The sequence below is a fragment of the Streptomyces sp. NPDC046909 genome (assembly GCF_040644695.1).
GTDB lineage: Bacteria > Actinomycetota > Actinomycetes > Streptomycetales > Streptomycetaceae > Streptomyces.
Genome location: NZ_JBEYXC010000013.1, coordinates 26,071 through 48,900 on the forward strand (window position 1 = coordinate 26,071; position 22,830 = coordinate 48,900).

The 22,830-nt window shown below is 68.2% G+C and carries 19 protein-coding genes; 12 read left to right on the forward strand and 7 right to left on the reverse strand.

All coding sequences use genetic code 11. The features are described from left to right. The first annotated feature begins 14 nt into the window (after positions 1-14). Genes ABZ928_RS35540 through ABZ928_RS35550 form a run of 3 tightly spaced genes read left to right on the forward strand, consistent with a single transcriptional unit; the run spans position 15 to position 3,137 of the window. Positions 15-1,397 carry an extracellular solute-binding protein gene (locus tag ABZ928_RS35540; RefSeq protein WP_361528043.1) on the forward strand — a complete coding sequence of 461 codons (1,383 nt, stop codon included), beginning with the start codon at positions 15-17 and terminating at the stop codon, positions 1,395-1,397. A gap of 10 nt (positions 1,398-1,407) precedes the next feature. Beyond that, positions 1,408-2,301, forward strand: a complete 894-nt coding sequence (locus ABZ928_RS35545) for a sugar ABC transporter permease (RefSeq protein WP_361528045.1) — start codon at positions 1,408-1,410, stop codon at positions 2,299-2,301. A gap of 5 nt (positions 2,302-2,306) precedes the next feature. Continuing rightward, entirely contained in the window at positions 2,307-3,137 is an 831-nt protein-coding gene (locus ABZ928_RS35550) for a carbohydrate ABC transporter permease (RefSeq protein WP_361528047.1), read from the forward strand. Here the strand turns inward: ABZ928_RS35550 and ABZ928_RS35555 are convergent. Continuing rightward, on the reverse strand, positions 3,127-5,268 hold the full coding sequence (locus ABZ928_RS35555) for a tetratricopeptide repeat protein (RefSeq protein WP_361528049.1): 2,142 nt from the start codon (positions 5,266-5,268) through the stop codon (positions 3,127-3,129). The genes ABZ928_RS35550 and ABZ928_RS35555 overlap by 11 nt on opposite strands. Positions 5,269-5,353: 85 nt before the next feature. On the opposite strand from ABZ928_RS35555, the gene ABZ928_RS35560 reads away from it, so the two are divergent. The 4 genes from ABZ928_RS35560 (at position 5,354) to ABZ928_RS35575 (ending at position 10,077) form a co-directional block, all read left to right on the forward strand. Next, a complete protein-coding gene (locus ABZ928_RS35560) occupies positions 5,354-6,229 on the forward strand; it encodes a 5'-methylthioadenosine/S-adenosylhomocysteine nucleosidase (RefSeq protein ID WP_361528051.1) in 876 nt (291 codons plus the stop codon). A 154-nt stretch (positions 6,230-6,383) separates the two neighbouring features. Further along, positions 6,384-8,282, forward strand: coding sequence for a tetratricopeptide repeat protein (locus ABZ928_RS35565; protein ID WP_361528515.1), 1,899 nt, complete (start codon positions 6,384-6,386; stop codon positions 8,280-8,282). Between the two features lie 740 nt (positions 8,283-9,022). Continuing rightward, complete coding sequence (locus ABZ928_RS35570) at positions 9,023-9,874, forward strand: helix-turn-helix transcriptional regulator (protein WP_361528053.1); 852 nt, start codon at positions 9,023-9,025, stop codon at positions 9,872-9,874. Between the two features lie 11 nt (positions 9,875-9,885). After that, complete coding sequence (locus ABZ928_RS35575; RefSeq protein WP_361528055.1) at positions 9,886-10,077, forward strand: hypothetical protein; 192 nt, start codon at positions 9,886-9,888, stop codon at positions 10,075-10,077. Here ABZ928_RS35575 and ABZ928_RS35580 read toward each other — a convergent pair. Beyond that, entirely contained in the window at positions 10,069-10,533 is a 465-nt protein-coding gene (locus ABZ928_RS35580) for a PPOX class F420-dependent oxidoreductase (RefSeq protein WP_361528057.1), read from the reverse strand. The genes ABZ928_RS35575 and ABZ928_RS35580 overlap by 9 nt on opposite strands. A 185-nt stretch (positions 10,534-10,718) precedes the next feature. Here ABZ928_RS35580 and ABZ928_RS35585 point away from each other — a divergent pair, with 185 nt between their 5' ends. Then, entirely contained in the window at positions 10,719-11,432 is a 714-nt protein-coding gene (locus ABZ928_RS35585) for an XRE family transcriptional regulator (RefSeq protein WP_361528059.1), read from the forward strand. 44 nt (positions 11,433-11,476) lie between these two features. Here ABZ928_RS35585 and ABZ928_RS35590 read toward each other — a convergent pair whose 3' ends face one another. Further along, positions 11,477-12,502 (reverse strand): ATP-dependent 6-phosphofructokinase, encoded by a 1,026-nt coding sequence (locus ABZ928_RS35590; protein ID WP_361528061.1) that lies wholly within the window; start codon positions 12,500-12,502, stop codon positions 11,477-11,479. Between the two features lie 286 nt (positions 12,503-12,788). Between ABZ928_RS35590 and pta the strand changes: the two genes are divergently transcribed. The 3 genes from pta (at position 12,789) to pyk (ending at position 17,624) form a co-directional block, all read left to right on the forward strand. After that, on the forward strand, positions 12,789-14,894 hold the full coding sequence (gene pta / locus ABZ928_RS35595) for a phosphate acetyltransferase (protein ID WP_361528063.1): 2,106 nt from the start codon (positions 12,789-12,791) through the stop codon (positions 14,892-14,894). Next, positions 14,891-16,099 (forward strand): acetate kinase, encoded by a 1,209-nt coding sequence (locus ABZ928_RS35600; protein ID WP_361528065.1) that lies wholly within the window; start codon positions 14,891-14,893, stop codon positions 16,097-16,099. Before pta ends, ABZ928_RS35600 begins: the two co-directional genes overlap by 4 nt. Positions 16,100-16,199: 100 nt before the next feature. Then, the gene (gene pyk, locus ABZ928_RS35605) at positions 16,200-17,624 is read left to right on the forward strand and encodes a pyruvate kinase (protein WP_361528067.1); all 1,425 of its coding nucleotides are present in this window, start codon (positions 16,200-16,202) and stop codon (positions 17,622-17,624) included. 94 nt (positions 17,625-17,718) lie between these two features. Here the strand turns inward: pyk and ABZ928_RS35610 are convergent, their stop codons facing one another. The 4 genes from ABZ928_RS35610 to ABZ928_RS35625 form a co-directional block, all read right to left on the reverse strand. After that, positions 17,719-19,005, reverse strand: coding sequence for a hypothetical protein (locus ABZ928_RS35610; protein ID WP_361528069.1), 1,287 nt, complete (start codon positions 19,003-19,005; stop codon positions 17,719-17,721). Then, positions 18,995-19,564 (reverse strand): DUF6114 domain-containing protein, encoded by a 570-nt coding sequence (locus tag ABZ928_RS35615; RefSeq protein ID WP_361528071.1) that lies wholly within the window; start codon positions 19,562-19,564, stop codon positions 18,995-18,997. Before ABZ928_RS35615 ends, ABZ928_RS35610 begins: the two co-directional genes overlap by 11 nt. Before the next feature lie 137 nt (positions 19,565-19,701). Next, on the reverse strand, positions 19,702-20,334 hold the full coding sequence (locus ABZ928_RS35620; RefSeq protein ID WP_361528073.1) for a DUF6230 family protein: 633 nt from the start codon (positions 20,332-20,334) through the stop codon (positions 19,702-19,704). Between the two features lie 650 nt (positions 20,335-20,984). Further along, positions 20,985-21,965: a tetratricopeptide repeat protein gene (locus tag ABZ928_RS35625; RefSeq protein WP_361528075.1), complete on the reverse strand. Its 981-nt coding sequence runs from the start codon at positions 21,963-21,965 to the stop codon at positions 20,985-20,987. Between the two features lie 227 nt (positions 21,966-22,192). On the opposite strand from ABZ928_RS35625, the gene ABZ928_RS35630 reads away from it, so the two are divergent. Beyond that, the gene (locus ABZ928_RS35630; protein ID WP_361528077.1) at positions 22,193-22,813 is read left to right on the forward strand and encodes a TetR/AcrR family transcriptional regulator; all 621 of its coding nucleotides are present in this window, start codon (positions 22,193-22,195) and stop codon (positions 22,811-22,813) included. Positions 22,814-22,830 lie beyond the last annotated feature (17 nt).

Sequence of the window (22,830 nt, forward strand, 5' to 3'; positions counted from 1 at the left end):
GCCCGCAGGAGGTCATGCCCGTGCGCCCCACCGCCGTCCGCTCCGCGCTCCCCGCACTCCTCGTCACCGCCGCCCTCACCGCAACGACCCTCACGGCCTGCGGCAGTTCGGGAAGCGACCCGGACACGCTGAAGGTCTCCTTCAAGCAGTCCACGGACAACTCGATCAAGGTGATGGACGAGTTCCTCGCCGGCGTCAAGAAGCAGTTCGAGAAGGAGAACCCGGGCAAGAAGGTGGAGTTGATCCCCATCAAGGCCCCGGACTCGGAGTACTACACCAAGGTCCAGCAGATGCTCCGCTCCCCCAAGACGGCGCCGGACCTGGTCTACGAGGACACGTTCCTCATCAACTCCGACATCACCAGCGGCTACTTGAAGCCCCTCGACGCCTACCTCGCCAAGTGGCCGGACTGGAACCAGTTCATCGACACGGCGAAGACGGCGGCCAAGGCCGAGGACGGCAAGACGTACGGCGTCCCGGACGGCACCGACACCCGGGGCCTCTGGTACGACAAGGGCATCTTCGCCAAGGCAGGCCTCCCCACCGACTGGCAGCCGAAGACCTGGGACGAGGTCCTGGACGCGGCCCGCACGATCAAGAAGAAGGTCCCCGACGTCACCCCGCTCAACGTCTACACCGGCAAACCCGCAGGTGAGGCGGCGACAATGCAGGGCTTCGAGATGCTGCTGTACGGCACGGGCGACGGCACCACGGACCCCCTCTACGACTCGGCGACCAAGAAGTGGATCGCCGGAGGCGAGGGCTTCAAGGACGCCCTGTCCTTCGTCGAGACGGTCTACAGGGAGAAGCTCGGCCCGGACATCGAGACCGCCCTCGACCCCAACATCCAGACCATCGTCCGCGGCGACCTCCTCCCCCAGGGCAAGCTCGGCATCGACCTGGACGGCTCCTGGCTCCCGCAGGACTGGCTGGCGGGCAGCGGACACGAATGGCCGGAGTGGTCAAAGAAGTTGGGCCTCGCCTACATGCCCACCCAGCACGGCCAGGCCCCCGGCAAGGTGAGCATGTCCGGCGGCTGGACCTGGGCGATCCCCGCCAAGGCGGCCAACCCCGACCTGGCCTTCGACTTCATCAAGACGATGCAGACGAAACCGAACGCCCAGAAGTGGTACATCGCCAACTCCGGCATCGCCGTCCGCAAGGACGTCGCCGCCGACCCGTCGTACGCCGAGGCCCAGCCCGGCATCAAGTTCTTCACGGACCTGGTGGCCAGCACCCACTACCGCCCGGCGTTCCCGGCGTACCCGAAGGTGTCGACGGCGATCCAGGAGGCGATGGAGGGAGTGACGACGGGCGATAAGTCAGTGGAGGAGGCGGCGAGGGATTACGACGAGGAGCTGAAGACAGCGGCAGACAACCAGGTGATCGAGAAGTGAGCCGCGCGCGATGAAGCGAACCGTCGCCCGCGCCCTCCCTCACGCCCTCCCCCGCCCCGTCCTCCGGGCCCTCCCCCTCACCCCCGCCACAGCCCTCCTGCTCCTCTTCCTCGCCGGCCCCATCGCGTACTGCGCCTACATCGCCTTCACCGACCTCCAACTCACCGGCCAGGCCCAGGAGTCGTTCATAGGCTTCGAGAACTTCCGCACGGCGTTCAAGGACGAGGCATTCCTCAACGCGGTATGGCTGACGCTCCTCTTCACGGTCATCTCGGCCCTGCTCGGCCAGAACACCCTGGGCCTCGCCCTGGCCGCCCTGATGCAACGCGCCTCGAAGCCCGTCCGCACGCTCGTAGGCGCGGTGGTCATCACGGCCTGGGTCCTGCCGGAGGTGGTCGCCGGCTTCCTCCTCTACGCCTTCTTCCGCCGCGAGGGCACGTTGAACGCCATCCTGGACTGGCTCCATCTCCCCACCCAGAACTGGCTGTTCAGCCTCCCGATCCTCGCGGTGTCCTTCGCAAACGTCTGGCGGGGTACGGCCTTCTCAATGCTGGTCTACTCAGCAGCCCTGAACGAGATCCCGAGGGAAATCACCGAGGCGGCAGAGGTGGACGGCGCGGGCGGCTGGCGCCGCATGTGGCACATCACCCTCCCCATGATCCGCCGCTCCATCGGCACGAACCTCATGCTGATCACCCTCCAGACCCTGTCCGTCTTCGGCCTGATCTGGGTGATGACGAGGGGAGGCCCGGGCGGCAAGAGCCAGACGCTCCCGCTGTTCATGTACGAGGAGGCGTTCCAGAAGAGCATGATCGGTTACGGCACGGCGGTCGCGCTGCTCCTGCTGCTGGTGGGCTCACTGTTCTCGCTGCTGTACATACGCCTCCTGCGAACGGAGGTCTGAGGCTGATGCCGTCCCGCAGAACCACGACCCACCGCCTGGCCGCAGACGCGGTCCTCTTGCTGCTGGCCGCCGTGTTCCTGCTCCCCTTGGCGTGGGTGCTCCTGTCCTCGGTGGACCCGGAAGCGAACCTGAAGGTGAAGCTGCCGTCGGGAGTGACCCTCTCCAACTTCGACGCGATCCTCACCCCGGAGATCACCTTCACCCCCCTCCTCAACAGCCTCCTCCTGTGCGGCGGAGGAACGGCCCTGACGGTCGCCTGCGCGGCGCTGGCGGCGTACCCGCTGTCCCGCTACCGCTCCCGCCTGAACCGCCCCTTCCTCCTGACGATCCTCTTCGCAACAAGCCTGCCCATCACGGCCATCATGGTCCCGGTCTACGCGCTGTTCGTCCGCGTGAACCTCATCGACACCCTCCAGGGCACGATCTTCTTCTTCGCCGCCTCCCAACTCCCCTTCGCCATCTGGCTGATGAAGAACTTCATGGACGGCGTCCCGAAGGAGTTGGAGGAGGCGGCATGGACGGACGGCGCATCGTCGTTCCAGGGGCTGGTACGGATCGTGCTGCCGCTGATGGGGCCGGGCGTGGCGGTGGTGACCGTCTTCTCGTTCGTCATGATGTGGGGCAACTTCTTCGTCCCGTTCATGCTGCTGCTGACGCCGGAACAGATGCCGGCGGCGGTGAGCATCAACGAGTTCTTCGGGAACCGGGGGATGGTGGCGTACGGGCAGTTGGCCGCGTTCTCGGTGATCTACTCGACGCCGGTGGTGCTGCTGTATGTGCTGGTGGCGCGGCGGGTGGGTGGGGGGTTTGCGTTGGGTGGGGCGGTCAAGGGGTGAGGAGTTTGGATGCTGCGGCTTGGGCTGCGGCAACCCCGTCGGGGGCGTTGGCTCGGCCAAACGAGGCTGCAGCTTGGAGGTAACAGATGCGGGCATCAAGAAGACGGTGAGTGGCCGCATGAGCGAGGGCCAAGTTGAAGAGCGTCTGTCCCGCCCTGTACCAGTCCTCAAATTCCCTGAAGATCCCCAGGGCCCTGCCGTATGCCTCGACTGCATGCTCGATTCGACCCGCATGCCGCAGGGCGAGGCCGAGGTTGTGCCACGCACTAGCCTCGCTATGGCGCCCCCCAGCGACCTGACACAAGTCGCGGGCACGCGTATGGGCAACGATCGCCTCCTCAAGCCGACCCACCTCGTCCAGGGAGCTGCCGAGATTGTTCCAGGTATCGGCCTCGCGGACCCGGTCGCCGACTTCCCGGTAGAGGTCGCGGGCTCGGATGTGGGCGACGATTGCCTCCTCGGCTCGCCCAGCCGTCAGCAGAGCGTTGCCAAAGTTGTTCCAGGCAGTGGCCTCACCCTCTCGATCCGCATTGGCCCGATGCAGATCGAGAGCGTGTCTCAGTGCGTCGAGCGCCTCCTCTGCCCGCCCCACCTCCCGAAGGGCGAAGCCGAGATCGTTCCACGCGCAGGCTTCCGCAAAGCGGTCCCCAGCATGGTGGGCAGCCTCCAGAGCGACACGCGCCACCGTGGCCCAGTCGTCGAAGTACCGCCGCCACTCAAGGTACGACCCGAGACACCCAGCCAGAGCAACTGCCCTCTGCCTATGGGCCTCCTCGTTCGCCCACTGGACCGCTGCCACCAAACTGGCCCGCTCCCCATCCAGCCAAGCCAACGCCTGTCCTCGGTCCACGAAGCGAGCCGGCACAGATCTCCCCGGAAGCCACCGCAGCCGATCATCCGCCGCGCCCGCCCACCGCCAGTAGAACCTCAGCACCCGCCCCCGAGCCTCCTCACCCTCCTTCATCCACCCTGCATCCCCCGTCACCACACCCACCCCAAACGCCCGCACCAAGTCATGCAACCGCCACCGCCGGCGCCCACTCTCCCGCCCTCGCTCAACGAGATGGACCCGGACCAGGGCCTCCAGATCCTGGATCGGGGTGTCGTCCACCCCGACAAGCACGGCGACCACCTCATCAGCTACATCCGGCCCCGGCGCCAGGGCCAGCAGCCGCAGCAGCCGGGCTTGCTCGGCCGGCAGCCGCTGATAGGACAGGTCGAAAGCCGCGCGGACATTGCGCTCGCCATCGTCGAGGTGGCCAAGCAGATCACGGGACGCGGCCAACTCAGCGGCGAGTTCGGCGACCGGTTTGTCCGAATCCACCACCAGTTGCGCCGCCGCGATCTGAAGGGCCAGCGGCAGGTGCCCACAGAGGGCAGCAAGTCGCGCAGCCTGCTCCGAGTCGTCCGTGACGCGGCTGTCCGCAGGTCGGGCGGTCCGCAGGGCAAGGTCGAGCAGCTCGTACGCCTCCCCCGGCAATAGCTCGCCCAACGCCAGTAGCCGTCCCCCCAGTTGGGGCAGCCGCCCCCGAGAGGTGACCAGCAGCCGATGCCCCGCACCACCACCAGGAAGCAGCGGCCGAACCTGAGCCGACGAGGACGCATTGTCGGCCAGGATCAGCACCGCCCCCCGTTCACGGGCCCGCGCAGCCAGCACCGAGCGAAAAAGCCCAGCCCGCGCATCCACCCCGCCCGGAATGTGCTCCGGCTCCGTGCCCAGCGCCCGCAGCAACGCCTCCAGGGCCTGCTCCGCCGTAACAGGTTCCTCGTCATACCCATGCAGGTCCACGAAGAGCACACCACCCGGGAACCAGCCCTTCCCGCGCGCTGCATACCCCGCCTCGATCGCGAGCGCGGTCTTACCGATGCCACCAAGCCCGGAGACCGCAGCGACCACAACCGCCTCTGGTCCGCCCGCTGCCACCGAGGGGTCGAACGCATCGAGCAGTTCCCCCAGTTCACCGCCCCGACCGGCGAATCCGACGGCCCGCGCAGGAAGGGCGTCCAGCGCAGTGGGCGCCGCGGCACGCTCGCGGTACTCCGCTTTCGCAGTGAAGGGCCCCGTGAACTTCGCGCCCCCGAAGTCAAGATGATCCCCGCCATACCCGTTAGCCATCACGCCGTCCCCCATGCAGCCTCACCCGACATCAAGGTACTGCCGCACCACCCCGCCCAACCCTCCCTCCGCGAACCCCACTTGGCAGTACCGTAAAACCGTGTCGGAGACAGAACCCACGGTCGTGATCCTGACCGCCCTCCCCTCGGAATACGACGCCGTACGGGCCCACATCCCGGACGCGGAGGAACGCGTACACGACGAGGGAACATACGTGGAGTGGGGCCGCCTCCCCGACACCCCCTGGCACGTAGCCATCGCCGAACTGGGCCCAGGCGCCCTGAACGCAGCCGTCCTCACAGAGCGAATCGTCAACTGGCTGCACCCCGACGTCCTGCTGTTCGTCGGAGTCGCAGGCAGCCTGAAGAAGAAGGACATCAAACTCGGCGACGTCGTCGTGGGCACCAAGGTGTACGGCATCCACGGCGGCAAGTACACCTCCGACAACGGCTTCGAGGTCCGCCCAGAAGCCTGGCACTCCTCGCACCGCCTGGAACAGGCAGCCCGCTTCGCCCTGCGCGGCAAGGTCCATCTCAAGCCGATCGCAGTGGGCGACGTAGTCCTGGCCGACGCGAAGTCGGACATCGCCGAACACCTACGCAAGCACTACAGCGACGCCGCCGCCATCGAGATGGAGGGCTCGGGCGTAGTCCACGCGGCGCACCTCAGCAGCGGCTTGGACGCCCTGGTGATCCGAGGAATCAGCGACTACGCCGACGCCGGCAAGTCACGGGCCGACGCGAAGGGCTCCCAACCCCGCGCCGCCGACGCGGCAGCCGCAGCGGCGGTAGCCATCCTCCGCAAACACCGCCCGACCAGAGGCCGCGCCCCCGCACCGACCGCCTCCGACGACCCTCAGGAGGGCCCCTTGCCCCCTGCCACCTACGCCGGCGACCACCTCGACTTTCGAGGCACCACCATCACCGGACCCTTCACCGCCAAGTCCGTCAACCACCGCCGGGACGACACCGACTAACCACGGCCCGGTTCCGGTCGCGACGACCACCCTCCCACCCCGTCCGGCAGGCTTCACGGGCCGAGTGGCAGCGCTGTCCCGCCTCCGCCCCCACCTCGAACCGGCCCCGGAGGGTACGCCCGCTCCCCCGCTCCTCATCTTCGCGGTGACCGGCATGGGCGGCATCGGCAAGACGGCACTGGCGTTGGAGGCGGCCCACCAGGCACGTTCCGAGGGATGGTTCCCGGGCGGGACGCTCTTCGTCGACCTGCGCGGGTACGACGACAACCCGGTGACGTCAGACCAGGCGGTATTGGCGCTGCTGGACGCGCTCGGCGTACACGGGACGGATCTGCCACCGACGGCCGCACGGCAGTACGACATGTACGGCACGCTGCTGGCAGAGCGCCGGGAGCGCATGCTGATCATCCTGGACAACGCGTCGGACCCGTCTCAGTATCTGCCGCTGTTGCCCGCCATAGACCACCACCGAGTGATCATCACGTCCCGCAACCGCCTGGATTCCCTCTCCGTGCGGTACGTCGATCTGGAGACACTGGACCCGGCGGAGTCGATCGCCCTCATCACCACCGCCCTGAGCAACGACCCGGACGACGACCGCCCGTCCCACGAGCCGGAGCCTCTCCGTGAACTGACCGACCTGTGCGGCCACTTGCCCCTGGCGCTCCAGATCGCCGCCGCGATGCTACGCAGACGCCGGCACCGTGACATCTCCATGCTGGTCGCCGAGATCCAGGCAGCCGCGGACCCAACAGCGGTCCTCATCCACGACGGCGGCCGAGGCACCGACCAGTACGGCCGCTCCCTCACCCTGCGCCCGGTACTGGAGACCTCGTACCGTCGCCTGCCGCCCGACCTGGCCCGACTGCTGCGCCTCCTCGCCCTCGCGCCCGGCGCCGACACGAGCACGGAGGCTGCGGCAGCGCTGACGTATCTGGACGAGGGTGCCGTCACGGGGTTGTTGGAGGACTTGGCTGCCGCTGGGCTCGTCACTGCCACGAGGGCGGGTGGGGGTGTGCAGTGGCGGTTGCATGACTTGGTGCGGGCGTTCGGGGCGGGTTTGGTGACGGGCGATGCGGGGTTGCGGGAGGAGGGGGAGCAGGCGCGGGAGCGGTTGCTGGAGTTCTATTGGCGGTGGGCGGATGCGGCGGATGACCGGTTGCGGTGGCTGCCGGGGTTGCCGGAGCCGGAGCGGTTCGAATACCGGGCGCAGGCGCTGGCGTGGCTGGATGGAGAACGGGCCGGGTTGGTGGGGGCCGTTCAGTGGGCGGGCGAGGAGCGGCACGCTCGGCAGGCAGTGGGACTGGCCGGATGCCTGAGGGTGTATTTGGAGTGGCGACGGTATCTCGACGACTGGATCGCCGTTGCTTGGTCCGCAAGGAAGGCTGCCCACCGGGCCGGAGACCGCGAGGGCGAGGCCATCGCATGGAACAACCTCGGCCTCGCCTTGCGGGAGGCGGGCCGGACAGACGAGGCGATCGACGCCCACACCCACGCCCACGACCTGCACCAAACCACCGGGGACCGCCAAGGCGAGGCCGACGCGTGGAACAACCTCAGCGTTGCCTTGCGGGAGGCGGGCCGGACAGACGAGGCGATCGACGCCCACACCCACGCCCACGACCTGTACCAAACCACCGGGGACCGCCAAGGCGAAGGCATGGCGTGGAACAACCTCGGCAACGCTCTGGAGGAGGCGGGCCGGACAGACGAGGCGATCGACGCCCACACCCACGCCCACGACTTGCACCAAACCATCGGGGACCGCCACAGCGAGGGCATGACATGGAACAACCTCGGCGTCACCCTGTGGAAAGCGGGCCGGACAGACGAGGCGATCGAGGCGTACGGAAAGTCTCTGGAGATCTTCCGCGAGTTCGAAGCCTGGCATCGGGCCGGCCACACCCTCTTCAACCTGGCTCTCGCCCACGAGGGCATGGACAGTCCCGACGAAGCCCGCGCCTACTACCTCCAGGCCGCCGACGCGTACACCCGCGCCAACGCCCCCGCGGACGCCGCTGACGCTCGCACTCAGGCCGACTCCCTCCCCTAATCACCCCATCCCCCCGCCACCCCCACCCGCGGCAAAACCACCCACATCCGAGTCCCACCCCCAGGCTCCCGAGCCTCCCCGAACCCCCACTCCCCCTCACACACCCGCACCACGCACCCCAACACCCGCAACGCCGCCCGCCTCCGCGCATCGCAAGCCTCGACAAGCCGCGGATGACTGTGCCGCGGATGCCCGTCATAGAGGCTCACCCGCAACGCCCCGTCCCGGAACCGCAGCGACACATACACCTCGGCATCAGGCGTGAACCGACAAGCACAGGCGGCGAGTTCGGCAACGACCTGCACGGCGGCGTCGCCCATGTCCTCCAGCTCATGCACTTGCAGGACAACCCGAGTCGCCGCCCGGGCAACCCGCGAACTCATGGGCCCAGCAGGCAACGTGAAGCTGTAGGCGAGCGACTCGGGCGACGGCGGCGCGGCCTCCCGTACGTCGTCGGAGAGCGGGCAGGCGGAGACGGACGAGACGGCGGACATGGCAACTCCCTTGTTCCCGGCGGACATTTGACGGCCGGCGCAACACCCGGTGGCCTGTCGCACGAACGCAGGCAGGCTCGCGCGATGCACTTCCGGACGACGCCGCACCGTAAGCACCTCGTCACCGAAGGTAGAGCATTCAGGGGAACGTGTGCCACATGAACTCCCGCATTACCTCCGGCGATTTGGCCCCTCCCACCCGAACCATGCAGACTTAGCCCGTCCACGACGGGGAGGAAGGTGCTGATGCCAACAAGGCCCGCACCGACGGAACGCCAGAAGCGCCTGGGCGCCGAGCTGCGCAAAATGCGGCTCGCGGCGGGCCGGACCACGGAGTACGCCGCCGGGCTGCTCGGTCTGGACCGCACGAAGGTGTCCAACATGGAGTCGGGAGTACGGGCCACCTCACCCGAGCGAGTGCGCATACTCGCCAGCAACTACGACTGCGCCGACGATGCTTACATCGAGGCGCTGGCCACCATGGCTGACGCGCGAAAGCGCTGCTGGTGGGACCAGTTCAGGGGAAACCTGCCACAAGGCCTCCTGGACGTGGCCGAGTTGGAGTGGTTCGCCTCCCGACTGCGCAGCTACCAGACCGTCCACATTCCCGGCCTGCTCCAGCTCAGCAGCTACGCCCGCGCCATCTTCGCGGCAGCCCTGCCTCCGCTGCCGAAATCAGAGGTGGAACTGCGCGTGATGCAGCGCATGCAGCGGCAGCAGGTCCTCGACCGGGACACCCCCGTCGACTACGTCGCGTACGTGCACGAGTGGGCCCTGCGCATGCAGTTCGGAGGCCGCCGCGCCATGCGTGAGCAGCTGCTGCACCTGTGCGAGATGTCCGAGCACGACAACATCGAGCTACGCGTACTCCCCGTCGAGGCCGGAGCCTTCCCAGGCGCCGGACATGCGGTCCTGTACGCCGAAGGCCCCGTACCCCAACTCGACACCGTCCAGCTCGACTCCGCGCACGGCGGCGAGTTCACGCACAGCGACGCCCAACTCGGCAAGTACCGCGCCCATATGGAGTGGTGGCACACCCACACCATGAACCCGCAGGACTCACGCGACCTCATGCACGCCATCGCCCAGCAACTCTGAGGAGATCCCCCATGCCCGAGATCACCTGGGAAGAGCCCTTCTGCGCCGAAGGAAACAACTGCTTCCGCCTAGGCACCGACTCCCAAGGCAACGCCTACATAGCCATAGCCGGCCGCGAGCACGAACCCCTCACCGACACCCGCGAAGCCCTCCGCACCCTCATCCAAGACATCAAGGCCGGCAAAGCAGACCACCTACTCTGACCCGCCCGCCCCCTCCCCCAGCACCCCCGCCCGAAACGGCTCCACCCCCACAACCCTCCGCACCTTCACCGGCTCGATCAACAACATCACCCGCCGCTCCCCGGGAAGAAGCCACGGATACCGCTCCTCCCCGATGTACTTCCGCGTAAGCCGATCCATAGACCGCTCCGCTTCCTCCCCCTCCACGAACCGCACCACCCGCCCCCGGATCTCCACCCGGTCATAAGGGTTCTCAGGGTCATGGTGAGAAAGAGAAACGGCGGGATTGCGCCGAAGATTCTCCTCCTTCACGCGCCCGATCGCCGTGTTGACCATGACGTACTCCCCTTCGAGATCCGCCCACATGGGCGAGACCTGCGGAGACCCGTCCGCCCCGACCGTCGCGAGGTGCCAGAAGTTCGGCGCCAGCAGTCGCTCGCGAATATGCCCCTCTACCTTGCCATTCACCTCGTACACGAAGATCCACGCACCTTCCCGGCCACCGGAACAACCGACTCCGCGCCATCCTCGCGACCGCCTCCACCTCCCGACAGACGATCTTCAGCCACCCCCACCAGGGCCGAAACCGTACGTTCCTACAATCCGTGATCCTGGCCGAACAGACCGTAGTCACCACAGCCCCGCACCCCTACGTTGTGCCCGTGCGCCGACCCCCAGCCCTACCGAACCAGCCAGGCCCTCCCTTCAACGCCCCCGCCGCCCGCCGCCTGAGAGCCGCCCTGAACATGGGCCCCGAACATGTCGCCTACGGCATGCGGGCCTCGTACGGTCTCCCCTACGTCACCCCGGACCTGGTCATCGCCTGGGAACGCGGCATGACGAACCCCACCAGCCCTGAACTCACCGCCCTCGCAGGCGTGTTGTGGTGCTCCCCCGGTGAACTCATCGGCAAGCCCCGCACGTTGCGCGAACACCGCATCAGCCGCGGCCTGGCCCCCGAGGACATCGCCCACGCCCTCGGCCTCGAACTCCTCGCCTATCTACGCATGGAGGAGAACAACGACTGGCGCGGCAACGACCGTCAGTCCGCCGTCCTCGCCGAGACACTCGACCTGTCCCTGCCGGACTTCGTCACGGTCACCGGGCGTGAGGCCAGACTCGCCGAGCACCTCCGCAGCTCCGTCACCACCCGCTGGCAGGCCTACGTCCGCCCCATCGCCAAACTCATCCCCCTGGACCGGCGCCTCCTGGAGGACGTCCTCCAGGGGCTGCACTCGGACTACCAGGGGCAGATGGTCGCCACGCTGAGCTGGGGAGAAGGAAACGCGGCCGGTGACTCCAGTCACTCGGGCCGCGACTTCCTCGACAGGATCGTCGATAACTTCTGGACGAACGTCCAGAAAATCACCGGCTAAAGGGCCGGGGAACCCCCGGCAAAAGACCCCCAGGCAAACAGCCCTTAGAAGACCGACTCCGCCTCGTCCATCCGATCCTTCGGCACCGTCTTCAACTCGGTCACCGCCTCCGCCAACGGCACCATCACGATGTCCGTCCCGCGCAGCGCGGTCATCCGCCCGAACTCCCCCCGATGCGCCGCCTCCACCGCATGCCACCCGAACCGCGTCGCCAGCACCCGGTCGTAAGCCGTCGGCACGCCACCCCGCTGCACATGCCCCAGAATCACCGGCTTGGACTCCTTGCCGAGCCGCCGCTCCAGCTCGTACGCGAGCGCCGTACCGATGCCCTGGAACCGCTCATGTCCGAACTGGTCGATCTCACCCTTGCCGTAGTCCATCGACCCCTCGGCGGGGTGCGCGCCCTCGGCCACGCAGATCACCGCGAACTTCTTGCCGCGCGAGAAGCGCTCCTCGACCATCTTCACCAGGTCGGCCGGATCGAACGGGCGCTCGGGCAGGCAAATACCGTGCGCTCCCGCCGCCATCCCCGACTCCAGCGCGATCCAGCCCGCGTGGCGGCCCATGACCTCGACGACCATCACCCGCTGGTGGGACTCGGCCGTCGTCTTCAGGCGGTCCATCGCCTCCGTGGCGACCCCCACCGCCGTGTCGAAACCGAACGTCCGGTCCGTCGACGAGATGTCGTTGTCGATCGTCTTCGGGACGCCCACCACCGGCAGTCCCGCATCGCTCAGCATCCGCGCCGCCGTCAGCGTGCCCTCGCCGCCGATCGGGATCAGGGCGTCGATGCCGAAGTCGCGGGCGATGTCGGGCGCGTTCTCGCAGGCCTCGCGGAGGCGGTCCCGTTCCAATCGCGAAGACCCCAGAATCGTGCCGCCGCGGGCGAGGATGCCGCTCACCGCGTCGAGGTCGAGGGTGCGGTAGTGGCCGTCCAGGAGGCCCGCGTACCCGTCCTCGAAGCCGATGACCTCGTCGCCGTACTGCGTGACCGCTCGGTGCACGACCGACCGGATCACTGCGTTCAGGCCGGGGCAGTCGCCGCCTGCGGTGAGAACTCCGATACGCATCGTGCTGTGTCTCCTGCTCGCTGTTGATACCGGTGAGCCAGCACGATTGTTTCACGATCCTCAGGTCGATGACGATTCCGTACGGTTTCCGTACGGTCCGTCCTGGTAGGCCCCGGAGGCCTTTCGTCCGGTCTCCGGGCCCTTGGTCCTGACGGGCGCCTTATCTACCTGCGGGGGTACCGTCAAGAGGGTCCCGCTCACCCCGGTGGGCGATTTTTGTGGCCCTCTTTGTGAACTGTGCCCCCTCTTTTGAACTGCGCCCCCTCTTTCTGAACGGAGAGCACGCGTGACCCGCAGCGTGTACGTGACCGGAATCGACCGCGGCGACGGCCGCCAGGTCGTCGAGCTGGGGGTCATGGAACTCCTGACCCGGCAGGTCGACCGGGTGGGTGTCTTCCGGCCCCTCGTCCACCACAGTCCCGATCGCCTGTTCGAACTGCTGCGCGCGCGTTATCGCCTCTCCCAGGACCCGGCCACCGTCTACGGCATGGACTACCACGAGGCGTCCGCCCTCCAGGCCGAACAGGGGACGGACGAGCTGGTCTCCACGCTCGTCGACCGGTTCCATCTCGTCGCCCGGGACTACGACGTCGTACTCGTCCTGGGGACGGACTACGCCGACACCCAGCTGCCCGACGAGCTCTCCCTCAACGCCCGTCTCGCCAATGAGTTCGGCGCCTCCGTGATCCCCGTCGTCGGCGGCCGCAAGCAGCCCGCCGAGTCCGTGCTCGCCGAGACCCGCAACGCCTACCGCGCGTACGACGGCCTCGGCTGCGATGTCCTCGCCATGGTCGCCAACCGGGTCGCCCGCGAGGACCGCGATCTGATCGCCGAGCGGCTGGACTCCTCGCGGCTGCCGGTGCCCTGTTACGTCCTTCCCGACGAGCCCGCCCTCTCCGCGCCGACCGTCTCCCAGATCGGCCAGGCCCTCGGCGCCAAGGTGCTGCTCGGCGACGACTCGGGGCTCGCCCGGGACGCGCTCGGGTTCGTCTTCGGCGGCGCCATGCTGCCGAACTTCCTCGGTGCCCTGACCCCCGGCTGTCTCGTCGTGACCCCGGGCGACCGGGCCGACCTCGTCGTCGGCTCGCTCGCCGCGCACAGCGCCGGCACCCCGCCGATAGCCGGCGTCCTGCTCACCCTCAACGAGGTCCCCAGCGACGACGTCCTCACCCTCGCCGCCCGCCTCGCCCCCGGCACCCCGGTCCTCTCGGTACCCGGCAACAGCTTCCCCACCGCCGAGCAACTCTTCGCCCTGGAAGGCAAGTTGAACGCGGCCACCCCGCGCAAGGCGGAGACCGCGCTCGGCCTCTTCGAGCGGTACGTCGAGACCGGCGACCTCCTCAAGCGGGTCTCCGCGCCCAGCAACGACCGCGTCACGCCGATGATGTTCGAGCACAAGCTCCTCGAACAGGCCCGCTCCGACAAGCGCCGCGTCGTCCTCCCCGAGGGCACCGAGCCCCGCGTCCTGCACGCCGCCGAGGTGCTGCTGCGCCGCGGGGTCTGCGAACTCACCCTCCTCGGCCCCGTCGACCAGATCCGCAAGAAGGCCGCCGACCTCGGCATCGACCTCGGCCAGGCCCAGCTGATCGACCCGGCCACCAGCGAACTGCGCGACTCCTTCGCCGAGAAGTACGCCGCCCTGCGCGCCCACAAGGGCGTGACCGTGGAGCTGGCCTACGACGTCGTCAGCGATGTGAACTACTTCGGCACGCTGATGGTCCAGGAGGGGCTCGCCGACGGGATGGTCTCCGGGTCCGTGCACTCCACCGCCGCCACCATCCGGCCCGCCTTCGAGATCATCAAGACCAAGCCCGACGCCGACATCGTCTCGTCCGTCTTCTTCATGTGCCTCGCCGACAAGGTCCTCGTCTACGGCGACTGCGCCGTCAACCCCGACCCCGACGCCGAGCAGCTCGCCGACATCGCCATCCAATCGGCCGCCACCGCCGCGCAGTTCGGGGTGGAGCCGCGGATCGCGATGCTGTCGTACTCGACGGGTACGTCGGGGTCGGGCGCCGATGTCGACAAGGTGCGCGAGGCGACCGATCTGGTACGGCTGCGGCGGGCCGATCTGAGGATCGAGGGGCCGATCCAGTACGACGCCGCCGTCGAGCCGACCGTGGCCGCCACCAAGCTGCCGGAGTCCGAAGTCGCCGGTCAGGCAAGCGTGTTGATCTTCCCCGACCTCAACACCGGCAACAACACCTACAAGGCCGTGCAGCGTTCGGCCGGCGCGATCGCCGTCGGCCCGGTCCTCCAGGGGCTGCGCAAGCCGGTCAACGACCTGTCCCGGGGCGCCCTCGTCCAGGACATCGTCAACACCGTCGCCATCACGGCCATCCAGGCCCAGTCCCCCGCCCCGTCCCCGACCGAGAAGGCAACCGCCCAGTGAGCTCGTCCCGCGTCCTCGTCCTCAACTCCGGCTCCTCGTCGGTGAAGTACCAGCTGCTCGACATGAGCGACAGCAGCCGGCTGGCCGTGGGGCTCGTCGAGCGGATCGGCGAGGAGACCTCCCGCCTCAAGCACACGCCCCTCACCACAGGCACCGCTCGTGAGTGGACCGGGCCGATCCCCGACCACGAGGCCGCGCTGAAGGCCGTAGCGGAAGAACTCGCCAAGGACGGGCTCGGGCTGGATTCGCCGGAGCTGGCCGCCATCGGGCACCGGGTCGTGCACGGCGGGCAGACCTTCACCGCGCCCACCGTCATCGACGACACGGTCCTCGCCGAGATCGAGCGGCTCATCCCGGTCGCCCCGCTGCACAACCCGGCCAACCTCACCGGCATCCGCACCGCCCAGGCGCTCCGTCCCGACCTGCCGCAGGTCGCCGTCTTCGACACCGCGTTCCACACGACGATGCCGGAGTCGGCCGCCCGCTACGCGATCGACACCGCGACCGCCGACCAGTACCGCGTCCGCCGTTACGGCTTCCACGGGACCTCGCACGCGTACGTCGCCCGGGCGACCGCGAAGCTGCTCGGCAAGGCGCCCGAGGACGTCAACGTCATCGTGCTGCACCTCGGCAACGGGGCGTCCGCCTCCGCCGTACGAGGTGGTCGTTGCGTGGACACCTCCATGGGGCTGACGCCATTGGAGGGGCTCGTGATGGGTACGCGCTCCGGTGACATGGATCCGGCCGTCATCTTCCATTTGATGCGTGTTGGCGGAATGTCCACGGACGAGATCGACACTCTTCTCAACAAGAAGAGCGGTCTCATCGGGCTGTGCGGGGACAACGACATGCGGGAGATCCGCCGCCGGGTGGACGAGGGTGACGAACAGGCGCAACTCGCCTTCGACATCTACATTCACCGTTTGAAGAAGTACATCGGCGCGTATTACGCCGTGCTCGGCCGGGTGGACGCGGTCGCCTTCACAGCGGGAGTCGGGGAAAACGCGAGCCCGGTGCGAGAAGCTGCGGTGGCGGGCCTGGAGGAGCTGGGCCTCGCGGTGGACGGCGAGCTGAACACCGTACGGAGTGACGATCCGCGGCTGATCTCGCCGCCGCACGCGCGCGTGGCCGTAGCCGTGGTGCCCACCGATGAAGAACTGGAGATCGCGACACAGACCTACGCACTGGTCGGAATGAACACTTGAGGGATTACACGGCAGTAACACGACTGAGCGCATTGCCGCCCATTTGTATCTTCCACCAGACGGAATATTCCGTAGCGAAACAAACCGATAGGATCGCCCCATGCGCCGTTCGAAAATCGTCTGTACTCTCGGCCCCGCGGTCGACTCCCACGAAATGCTCGTGTCCCTGATCGAAGCCGGCATGAACGTGGCCCGCTTCAACTTCAGCCACGGCTCGCACGCCGAACACCAGGGGCGGTACGACCGCGTCCGCGCCGCCGCCAAGGAGACCGGCAAGGCCATCGGTGTCCTCGCCGACCTCCAGGGCCCCAAGATCCGTCTGGAGACCTTCGCCGAGGGCCCGGTGGAGCTGGAGCGCGGTGACGAGTTCGTCATCACCACCGAGGACGTCCCGGGCGACAAGTCCATCTGCGGGACCACCTACAAGGGCCTGCCGGGCGATGTCTCGCGCGGCGACCAGATCCTCATCAACGACGGCAACGTCGAGCTGAAGGTCCTGGACGTCGAGGGCCCCAGGGTCAAGACGATCGTCATCGAGGGCGGTGTCGTCTCCGACCACAAGGGCATCAACCTGCCCGGCGCGGCCGTCAACGTGCCCGCGCTGTCCGAGAAGGACGTCGAGGACCTCCGCTTCGCGCTGCGCATGGGCTGCGACATGGTCGCGCTGTCCTTCGTCCGGGACGCGAGCGACGTGCACGACGTGCACAAGGTGATGGACGAGGAGGGCCGCCGGGTCCCCGTCATCGCCAAGGTGGAGAAGCCGCAGGCCGTGGCGAACATGGAGGACGTCGTGATGGCGTTCGACGCCGTGATGGTCGCCCGTGGTGACCTCGCCGTCGAATACCCGCTCGAAAAGGTCCCGATGGTGCAGAAGCGGCTCATCGAGCTGTGCCGCCGCAACGCCAAGCCGGTGATCGTGGCGACCCAGATGATGGAGTCGATGATCACCAACTCCCGCCCCACCCGCGCCGAGGCCTCCGACGTGGCCAACGCGATCCTGGACGGCGCGGACGCGGTCATGCTGTCGGCGGAGTCCTCGGTCGGCGCGTACCCGATCGAGACCGTCAAGACGATGTCGAAGATCGTCCAGGCGGCCGAGCAGGAGCTGCTCTCCAAGGGCCTCCAGCCGCTCGTCCCGGGCAAGAAGCCGCGCACGCAGGGTGGTTCGGTCGCCCGTGCCGCCTGCGAGATCGCCGACTTCCTCGGCGGCAAGGGCCTCATCGCCTTCACCAAGTCCGGTGACACCGCCCGCCGGCTGAGCCGCTACCGCGCCGCCCAGCCGATCATCGCCTTCACCACCGACGAGGGCACCCGCAACCAGCTGGCGCTCAGCTGGGGCGTGGACTCGTACGTCGTGCCGTTCGTCAACAGCACCGACGAGATGGTCGACCTGGTCGACGGCGAGGTCTCCAAGCTGAACCGCTTCAGCGAGGGCGAGATCGTCATCATCACCGCCGGCTCGCCCCCCGGCGTCCCCGGCACCACCAACATGGTCCGCGTCCACCACCTGGGCGGGGAGAAGTAAGCCGCAAAGGCTGCTGTACGGCGCTGAGGGCGCCCCCTGGATCAGGGGGCGCCCTCAGGCGTGTTGCGGCTCCCGAACGGGCTTGTGGGGACGCTCAGTCGGTCTGGTAGCTGTGCAGCCCGGGCACGTGCAGGGTGCCACCGAACTGGCCGGCCTGCACGACCGTCACCTTCGTGAAGTAGATCAGCGGGATGTTCAGCGGCGGCGGGTTCTCCGGGCTGAACGTGATCGGGATCAGGCCCAGCAGATTGCCGGAGATGCTCTCCGTGTACATCACCGTGTCACCGTCACGGATCGTCGACGTGGAGCCCTTGGCCGCCTGCACGTGGTAGGTCTTGCCGGACTGCTTGTCCTTGACCGTCTGGTGCAGGTCGCCGATGTCGGTGCCGTCGGAGATGACGTACTTCAGCACCTCCTTGGTGGTGCCGTTGGCCGTCTTCACCTTGACGATGCCCTTGTAGTCGGCACCCTTCAGCAGCAGCGAGCTGGCGTTGAGGTACCAGGGGTCGTCCGGCAGCGGAACGACGTTGTCGACACCGCCCTCCGCGTCCGTGGCGATCGGGCAGTCGTCCGGGTCCGTGGTGGAGCTCGCGGACGGCGACGGGCTGGCGGTCGCCTCCTCGGCGGCCTCCTTCACCGCGTCGGTGGTGTCCTCGGCGGCCTTGGACGCCGCGTCGGTCGTGTCCTTCACGGTGTCCTCGACCGTGTCGGTGACCTTCTCGGTGGTGTCCTTGACGGCGTCGTCGGCATCGTCCGTCGCGGAGGCCGAAGCCGACGGGGTCGGGCTCGCGCTCGCGCTCGCGGACGGGGACGCGCTCTCGCCGCCCGTGAAGATGCCCGTGATGGCGTCGCCGATCTGGTCCAGCACGTTCTCGCTGCTCTCGGAGGCCGAGGGCGTGGGCGTGGCCGTGGAGCCGGACTGGGTCCCGCTGGACGCGCTCGCGGAAGCGGACGGCGTGGGCGTGGCCTCGTCGTCGGAACCTGAATCCGACGAAGAGCCGCTGCCCGAGTCGGAGGAGTCCGAGGAACCGGACGCCGACGCGGAAGGGGTCGCCTCCGTCTCGTCGTCGTCCTTCGACTCACTGGCGCTCGCGGACGGCGAGGCCGACGCGGAGGCGCCGTCCTCCAGGGCCGCGACGCAGTCCTTGTACTCGTCCGCGGTGAGGCTCTTGGCGGCGGGCTGGTCCTCGGCGTTGGCGAGCGTCGGCGTGAATCCCATCCCCATGAGGACCGCCGTCGGCATCGCCGCCAGGGCTATCGCCTTTCCTGCCGGCATGTGGAACCGGGTGAACAGCGGCTTCTTGGGTGCCGCATGGCGCGGCCCGGTTCTCGCACGGGACTCGTCCACATCAGTCCCGTGGGTCACCTTGTCAGCCGGCACTGTGCCTCCCGTTCGCCCCGTTCGCCGGGCTCGTTCCTGACAGATCGTTCGGCTCACCGCCGTCGTACGCGTCCTTGGAGAGCGTGGGGACCGCTCCCTGGGGCGCGTCGTCCTCCTGCGTGGTGGCCTCCGGCGCCGGCTGCGCCTCGGGCTCCGCACCCGGGACCCACGCCACGGCCATCGCTCCGCCGATGAGGGCGAAGAGGAAGCCGATGAGGAAGCCGCCGAGGTTGGACACGGGGATCGACACCAGGGCCAGCAGGATCGCCGCGACGCCCGCGAAGGTGCGGACGTGCTTCTGGAACCAGAGGCTGACACCGAGGACGACCAGCAGCACGCCGATGATCAGGGAGCCCGCGCCCGCCGTGGTGGCCATCGCCAGCGTCAGATGGCCGACCTGGAGGTGCGCGTACGGGAAGTAGGCGATGGGGAGTCCGCCGAGCATGACGAACAGGCCGGCCCAGAACGGACGCTCGCCCCGCCAGGCGCGGAACTTCCGCTTGATGACCCGGATGTAGTGCTCGTCGCGGCCGGGTACGGCAGGAGTCTCGGCGCTCATGGAAAACAGCTCCCTGTTACGGCGTTGCTGTGGTGGTGAGTTGTGCTGTGTGCGGCCGCTTGTGGAGAACCTGCGAACAGCGGCCGGAGAGTGGACAGGCGGGGGCGCCATCGGCTCCCCCGCCCGTCACGGAGTGCTTAGTAGCACTCCTTGGTGCCCGTCGACAGCGACATCTTCAGGCCGCTGAGCTTGAAGGTTCCAGCGGTGGTCGCCCACGCCGTCTGCTTCACGTCGGTCAGCGTGGCCTTCTCGGCCTGCTGAGCGAATCCGAACGGGTTGGCCGTGTCGCCGCTCTTGATGCCCGGACCCTTGCTGGCGTCCTTGGCCGCAACACCGATGTCGATGTTGGTGAACGTCGCGTTGGCCTCGAGTTCCTCGATGTCGACATAGAGGTTCTCGGCCTCGACCGGCGTACCGCCGCCGCCGGCCTTCAGCGTGAGGCTGACGGTACCGAGGAGCGGGATGTTCGGGGTGACCACCGACTGGCACATGTTGGTGAGCTCCGCGCTCTTGAACGCGGAGACCGCGACGGGGTGAGCCGTCTTCTTGCCGTCGAGGGTGTACCCCGAGTCAATGGCGCCGTACTGGGCGAAGCCCGTACCTTCGAGCTTGTCGGCCGTCACCTTGAACGACTGACCCGACACACTGAACGACGCGGCGAGAGCGCCCTGCGCGAGGGCGACACCTATCGCGGCCGTGGCGGCCACGCTGGGCACCATCACGACGGCGAACCGCTTCCATCTGGTCCCGCCACGCACCTGGGACTCCATATTTCCTCCTTCTCGGACGTACATCTCCTGACCCTGACTGCCCCTGTCGAACAAGACGGCCCAGCCGGGCAGGGATGGGAGAAGTGCTACGTCCTCGGTAAGGAGAGCGCCCGTACTCAGGCGCGAATCGCGCACCGATCACCGGCGATCACCCCCGAGCGACAACCACTGGTCGCGCCTGACGCACATCACGCACAACCTTGCTGGACAGGCTTCGCCGGAAGGCGAAGACCCCCCTGCCCAAGAGCCGGCGCCACTGCCGCCGGCTCTGCTCGGTGGGGACCCAGGAGTTCCCGCGGTCCCGACCGGCTGTCGGGGATACGGGAATGGACCGAGCGTCGCCGATCGTGGTGCATTCTCGCCGCCCGCACAAGGGGCTTCGTTACTCGGTAGTAACGGGCGGATAACCGAACAACGACCCGCTGGTCTCGGACGACGACTCTGGGTGGTCCGTGGGGGCCGGACAAAGACGTTGATGATCGGACAGAATCCGACAGAACAACGCCCAGAACTTACTTGCAGTAACAGCGGCCGCGATTACCAAGATTTGGTAAAGCGCGGCCGCAGTGACGCTCCGACGGCAAATCTTTCACTCGGGCACCACAAGCCCGGGTGTTTAGGGACTGGTCAGAACGGGGCTCGCACCCCGGTCAGAACAGCGCGCGAGCGAGGGCCCGCCGCGCCGCGACCACCCGCGGATCATCGGCCCCCACGACGTCGAAGAGCTCCAACAGCCGTACACGTACGGCATCCCGGTCGTCACCGAACGTGCGCCGCACGGTGTCGATGAGCCGCCCGAAGGCGTCCTCCACATGTCCGCCGACGAGATCCAGGTCGGCCGCGGCGATCTGCGCCGGTACATCGGCCGGCTTCTCGGCCGCGTCCTTGCGCACCTGCTGCGGGTCGAGCCCCTGCACCCGCTGGAGCAACTCGGCCTGCGCGAGACCGAGTTTCGCCTCGGTGTTGCCCGGGTCGTCGCTCAGCACGTTCTTGTACGCCTGCACCGCACCGCCGAAGTCCCCCGCGTCCAGGGCCTGCACGGCGGCTTCGAGGAGCGCGTCGTACGGTCCCGCCGGTACGGCCGGGGCGGCGGCCCGCTCGGCACCGGGCTCGGCGTCGGGGTCGACGGTCAGGCCGGTCAGCCCGAACCGCTGCTCGGCGACCTGCACCAGCTGGTCCAGGGTCTGCGCGATCTGCTCCTTGCCGGCGGCGCCCTGGAAGAGCGGCAGGGCCTGCCCGGCGACGACCGCGAAGACGGCCGGGATCCCCTGGACCCCGAACTGCTGCATCAGCATCTGGTTGGCGTCGACGTCGATCTTGGCGAGGAGAAGGCGTCCGTTGTACTCGAGGACGAGCTGCTCAAGCACGGGGCTGAGCTGCTTGCAGGGCTCGCACCACTCGGCCCAGAAGTCGATGACGACGGGCACCTCGGTGGAGCGCTGAAGGACGTCACGCTCAAAACCGGCCTCGTCGACGTCGATGACGAGATCGGCGGGCGAGACGGCGCCGGGGCCACCGCCCTGCCGGGCGGCCTCGGCCCGCGCCTGCTCCGCCTTCGCCTTGGCCTCTTGGGCCGCCTTCACCGCGGCGAGGTCGACGACTCCGCTCATGGACATGTTCCGTGGCTGCATGCCGTCTATCCTCCCCCGTCGGCGCGCGCAAGCGAAAAGCGTTGAGAAAAGCCGGTCCTGCTTCGATCGTGCTGCGGTCGTGCTGCGGTAGTGCTCGACGTCGGGTCCCCACCCACGCCAGTGGTTTCGCTACGAGTCGTAGCGTAATGGCACTGAGTGCCTCCGGGACACCACTTGCTGGTGATCTCCCTCACGGCCTCACAGGAACCGCCGGTTATGGTCTTGGGATGCAGAGCCGCACTCCCACCCCACGCGTCACAGGACGCCCCCGCAGCGCCGCCGCGGACGCCGCGATCCTGGCGGCCACCCGGGAGGCGCTGGTGGAGCAGGGCTGGTCCAAGCTCACACTGGGAGACGTGGCGACGCGGGCCGGGGTTGCGAAAACGACGATCTACCGCCGCTGGCCGGGCAAGAACGAGCTGGTCGTGGACGCGGTAGCGGAACTCTTCGACGAGTTGGAACTCCCCGACCGCGGCACCCTCGCCGCCGACATCGAGGGCGTGGTCCTCCAGTTCGCGGCCCTGCTGGCCCGCCCGGAGGCGAAGAGCGGCCTGATGGCGGTGGTGGCGGAGTCGATCCGCGACGACGCGCTCCGCGAACGCATCCGCTGCTCCATCGTCGAACGCCAGAAACGCCTGGTCCTGGAGGGCCGCGCCCGAGCCGAGGCCCGCGGCGAACTCCCCCCGGAATCCGACCCGTCCGAGGCCGCCCGCACGGTCGACCTCATCTTCGACGTCGTCGCGGGCGCGGTGGTCCACCGCACCCTGGTCAGCGCGGAACCGGCGGACGAGGAGTGGGCCCACAGCTTCACGAGGGTCCTGCTCCTCGGCCTGACCGGCGCCGCGTAGAAGTCTCGGAGTCCGGG

Excerpts from the sequence above, each read along its gene's own strand:
- ABZ928_RS35540 (WP_361528043.1), top strand. The coding sequence starts at position 15 with ATGCCCGTGCGCCCCACCGCCGTCCGCTCCGCGCTCCCCGCACTCCTC.
- ABZ928_RS35545 (WP_361528045.1), top strand. The coding sequence starts at position 1,408 with ATGAAGCGAACCGTCGCCCGCGCCCTCCCTCACGCCCTCCCCCGCCCC.
- ABZ928_RS35550 (WP_361528047.1), top strand. The coding sequence starts at position 2,307 with ATGCCGTCCCGCAGAACCACGACCCACCGCCTGGCCGCAGACGCGGTC.
- ABZ928_RS35555 (WP_361528049.1), bottom strand. The coding sequence starts at position 5,268 with ATGGGGGACGGCGTGATGGCTAACGGGTATGGCGGGGATCATCTTGAC.
- ABZ928_RS35565 (WP_361528515.1), top strand. The coding sequence starts at position 6,384 with ATGGGCGGCATCGGCAAGACGGCACTGGCGTTGGAGGCGGCCCACCAG.
- ABZ928_RS35570 (WP_361528053.1), top strand. The coding sequence starts at position 9,023 with ATGCCAACAAGGCCCGCACCGACGGAACGCCAGAAGCGCCTGGGCGCC.
- ABZ928_RS35575 (WP_361528055.1), top strand. The coding sequence starts at position 9,886 with ATGCCCGAGATCACCTGGGAAGAGCCCTTCTGCGCCGAAGGAAACAAC.
- ABZ928_RS35590 (WP_361528061.1), bottom strand. The coding sequence starts at position 12,502 with ATGCGTATCGGAGTTCTCACCGCAGGCGGCGACTGCCCCGGCCTGAAC.
- pyk (WP_361528067.1), top strand. The coding sequence starts at position 16,200 with ATGCGCCGTTCGAAAATCGTCTGTACTCTCGGCCCCGCGGTCGACTCC.
- ABZ928_RS35615 (WP_361528071.1), bottom strand. The coding sequence starts at position 19,564 with ATGAGCGCCGAGACTCCTGCCGTACCCGGCCGCGACGAGCACTACATC.
- ABZ928_RS35620 (WP_361528073.1), bottom strand. The coding sequence starts at position 20,334 with ATGGAGTCCCAGGTGCGTGGCGGGACCAGATGGAAGCGGTTCGCCGTC.
- ABZ928_RS35625 (WP_361528075.1), bottom strand. The coding sequence starts at position 21,965 with ATGCAGCCACGGAACATGTCCATGAGCGGAGTCGTCGACCTCGCCGCG.
- ABZ928_RS35630 (WP_361528077.1), top strand. The coding sequence starts at position 22,193 with ATGCAGAGCCGCACTCCCACCCCACGCGTCACAGGACGCCCCCGCAGC.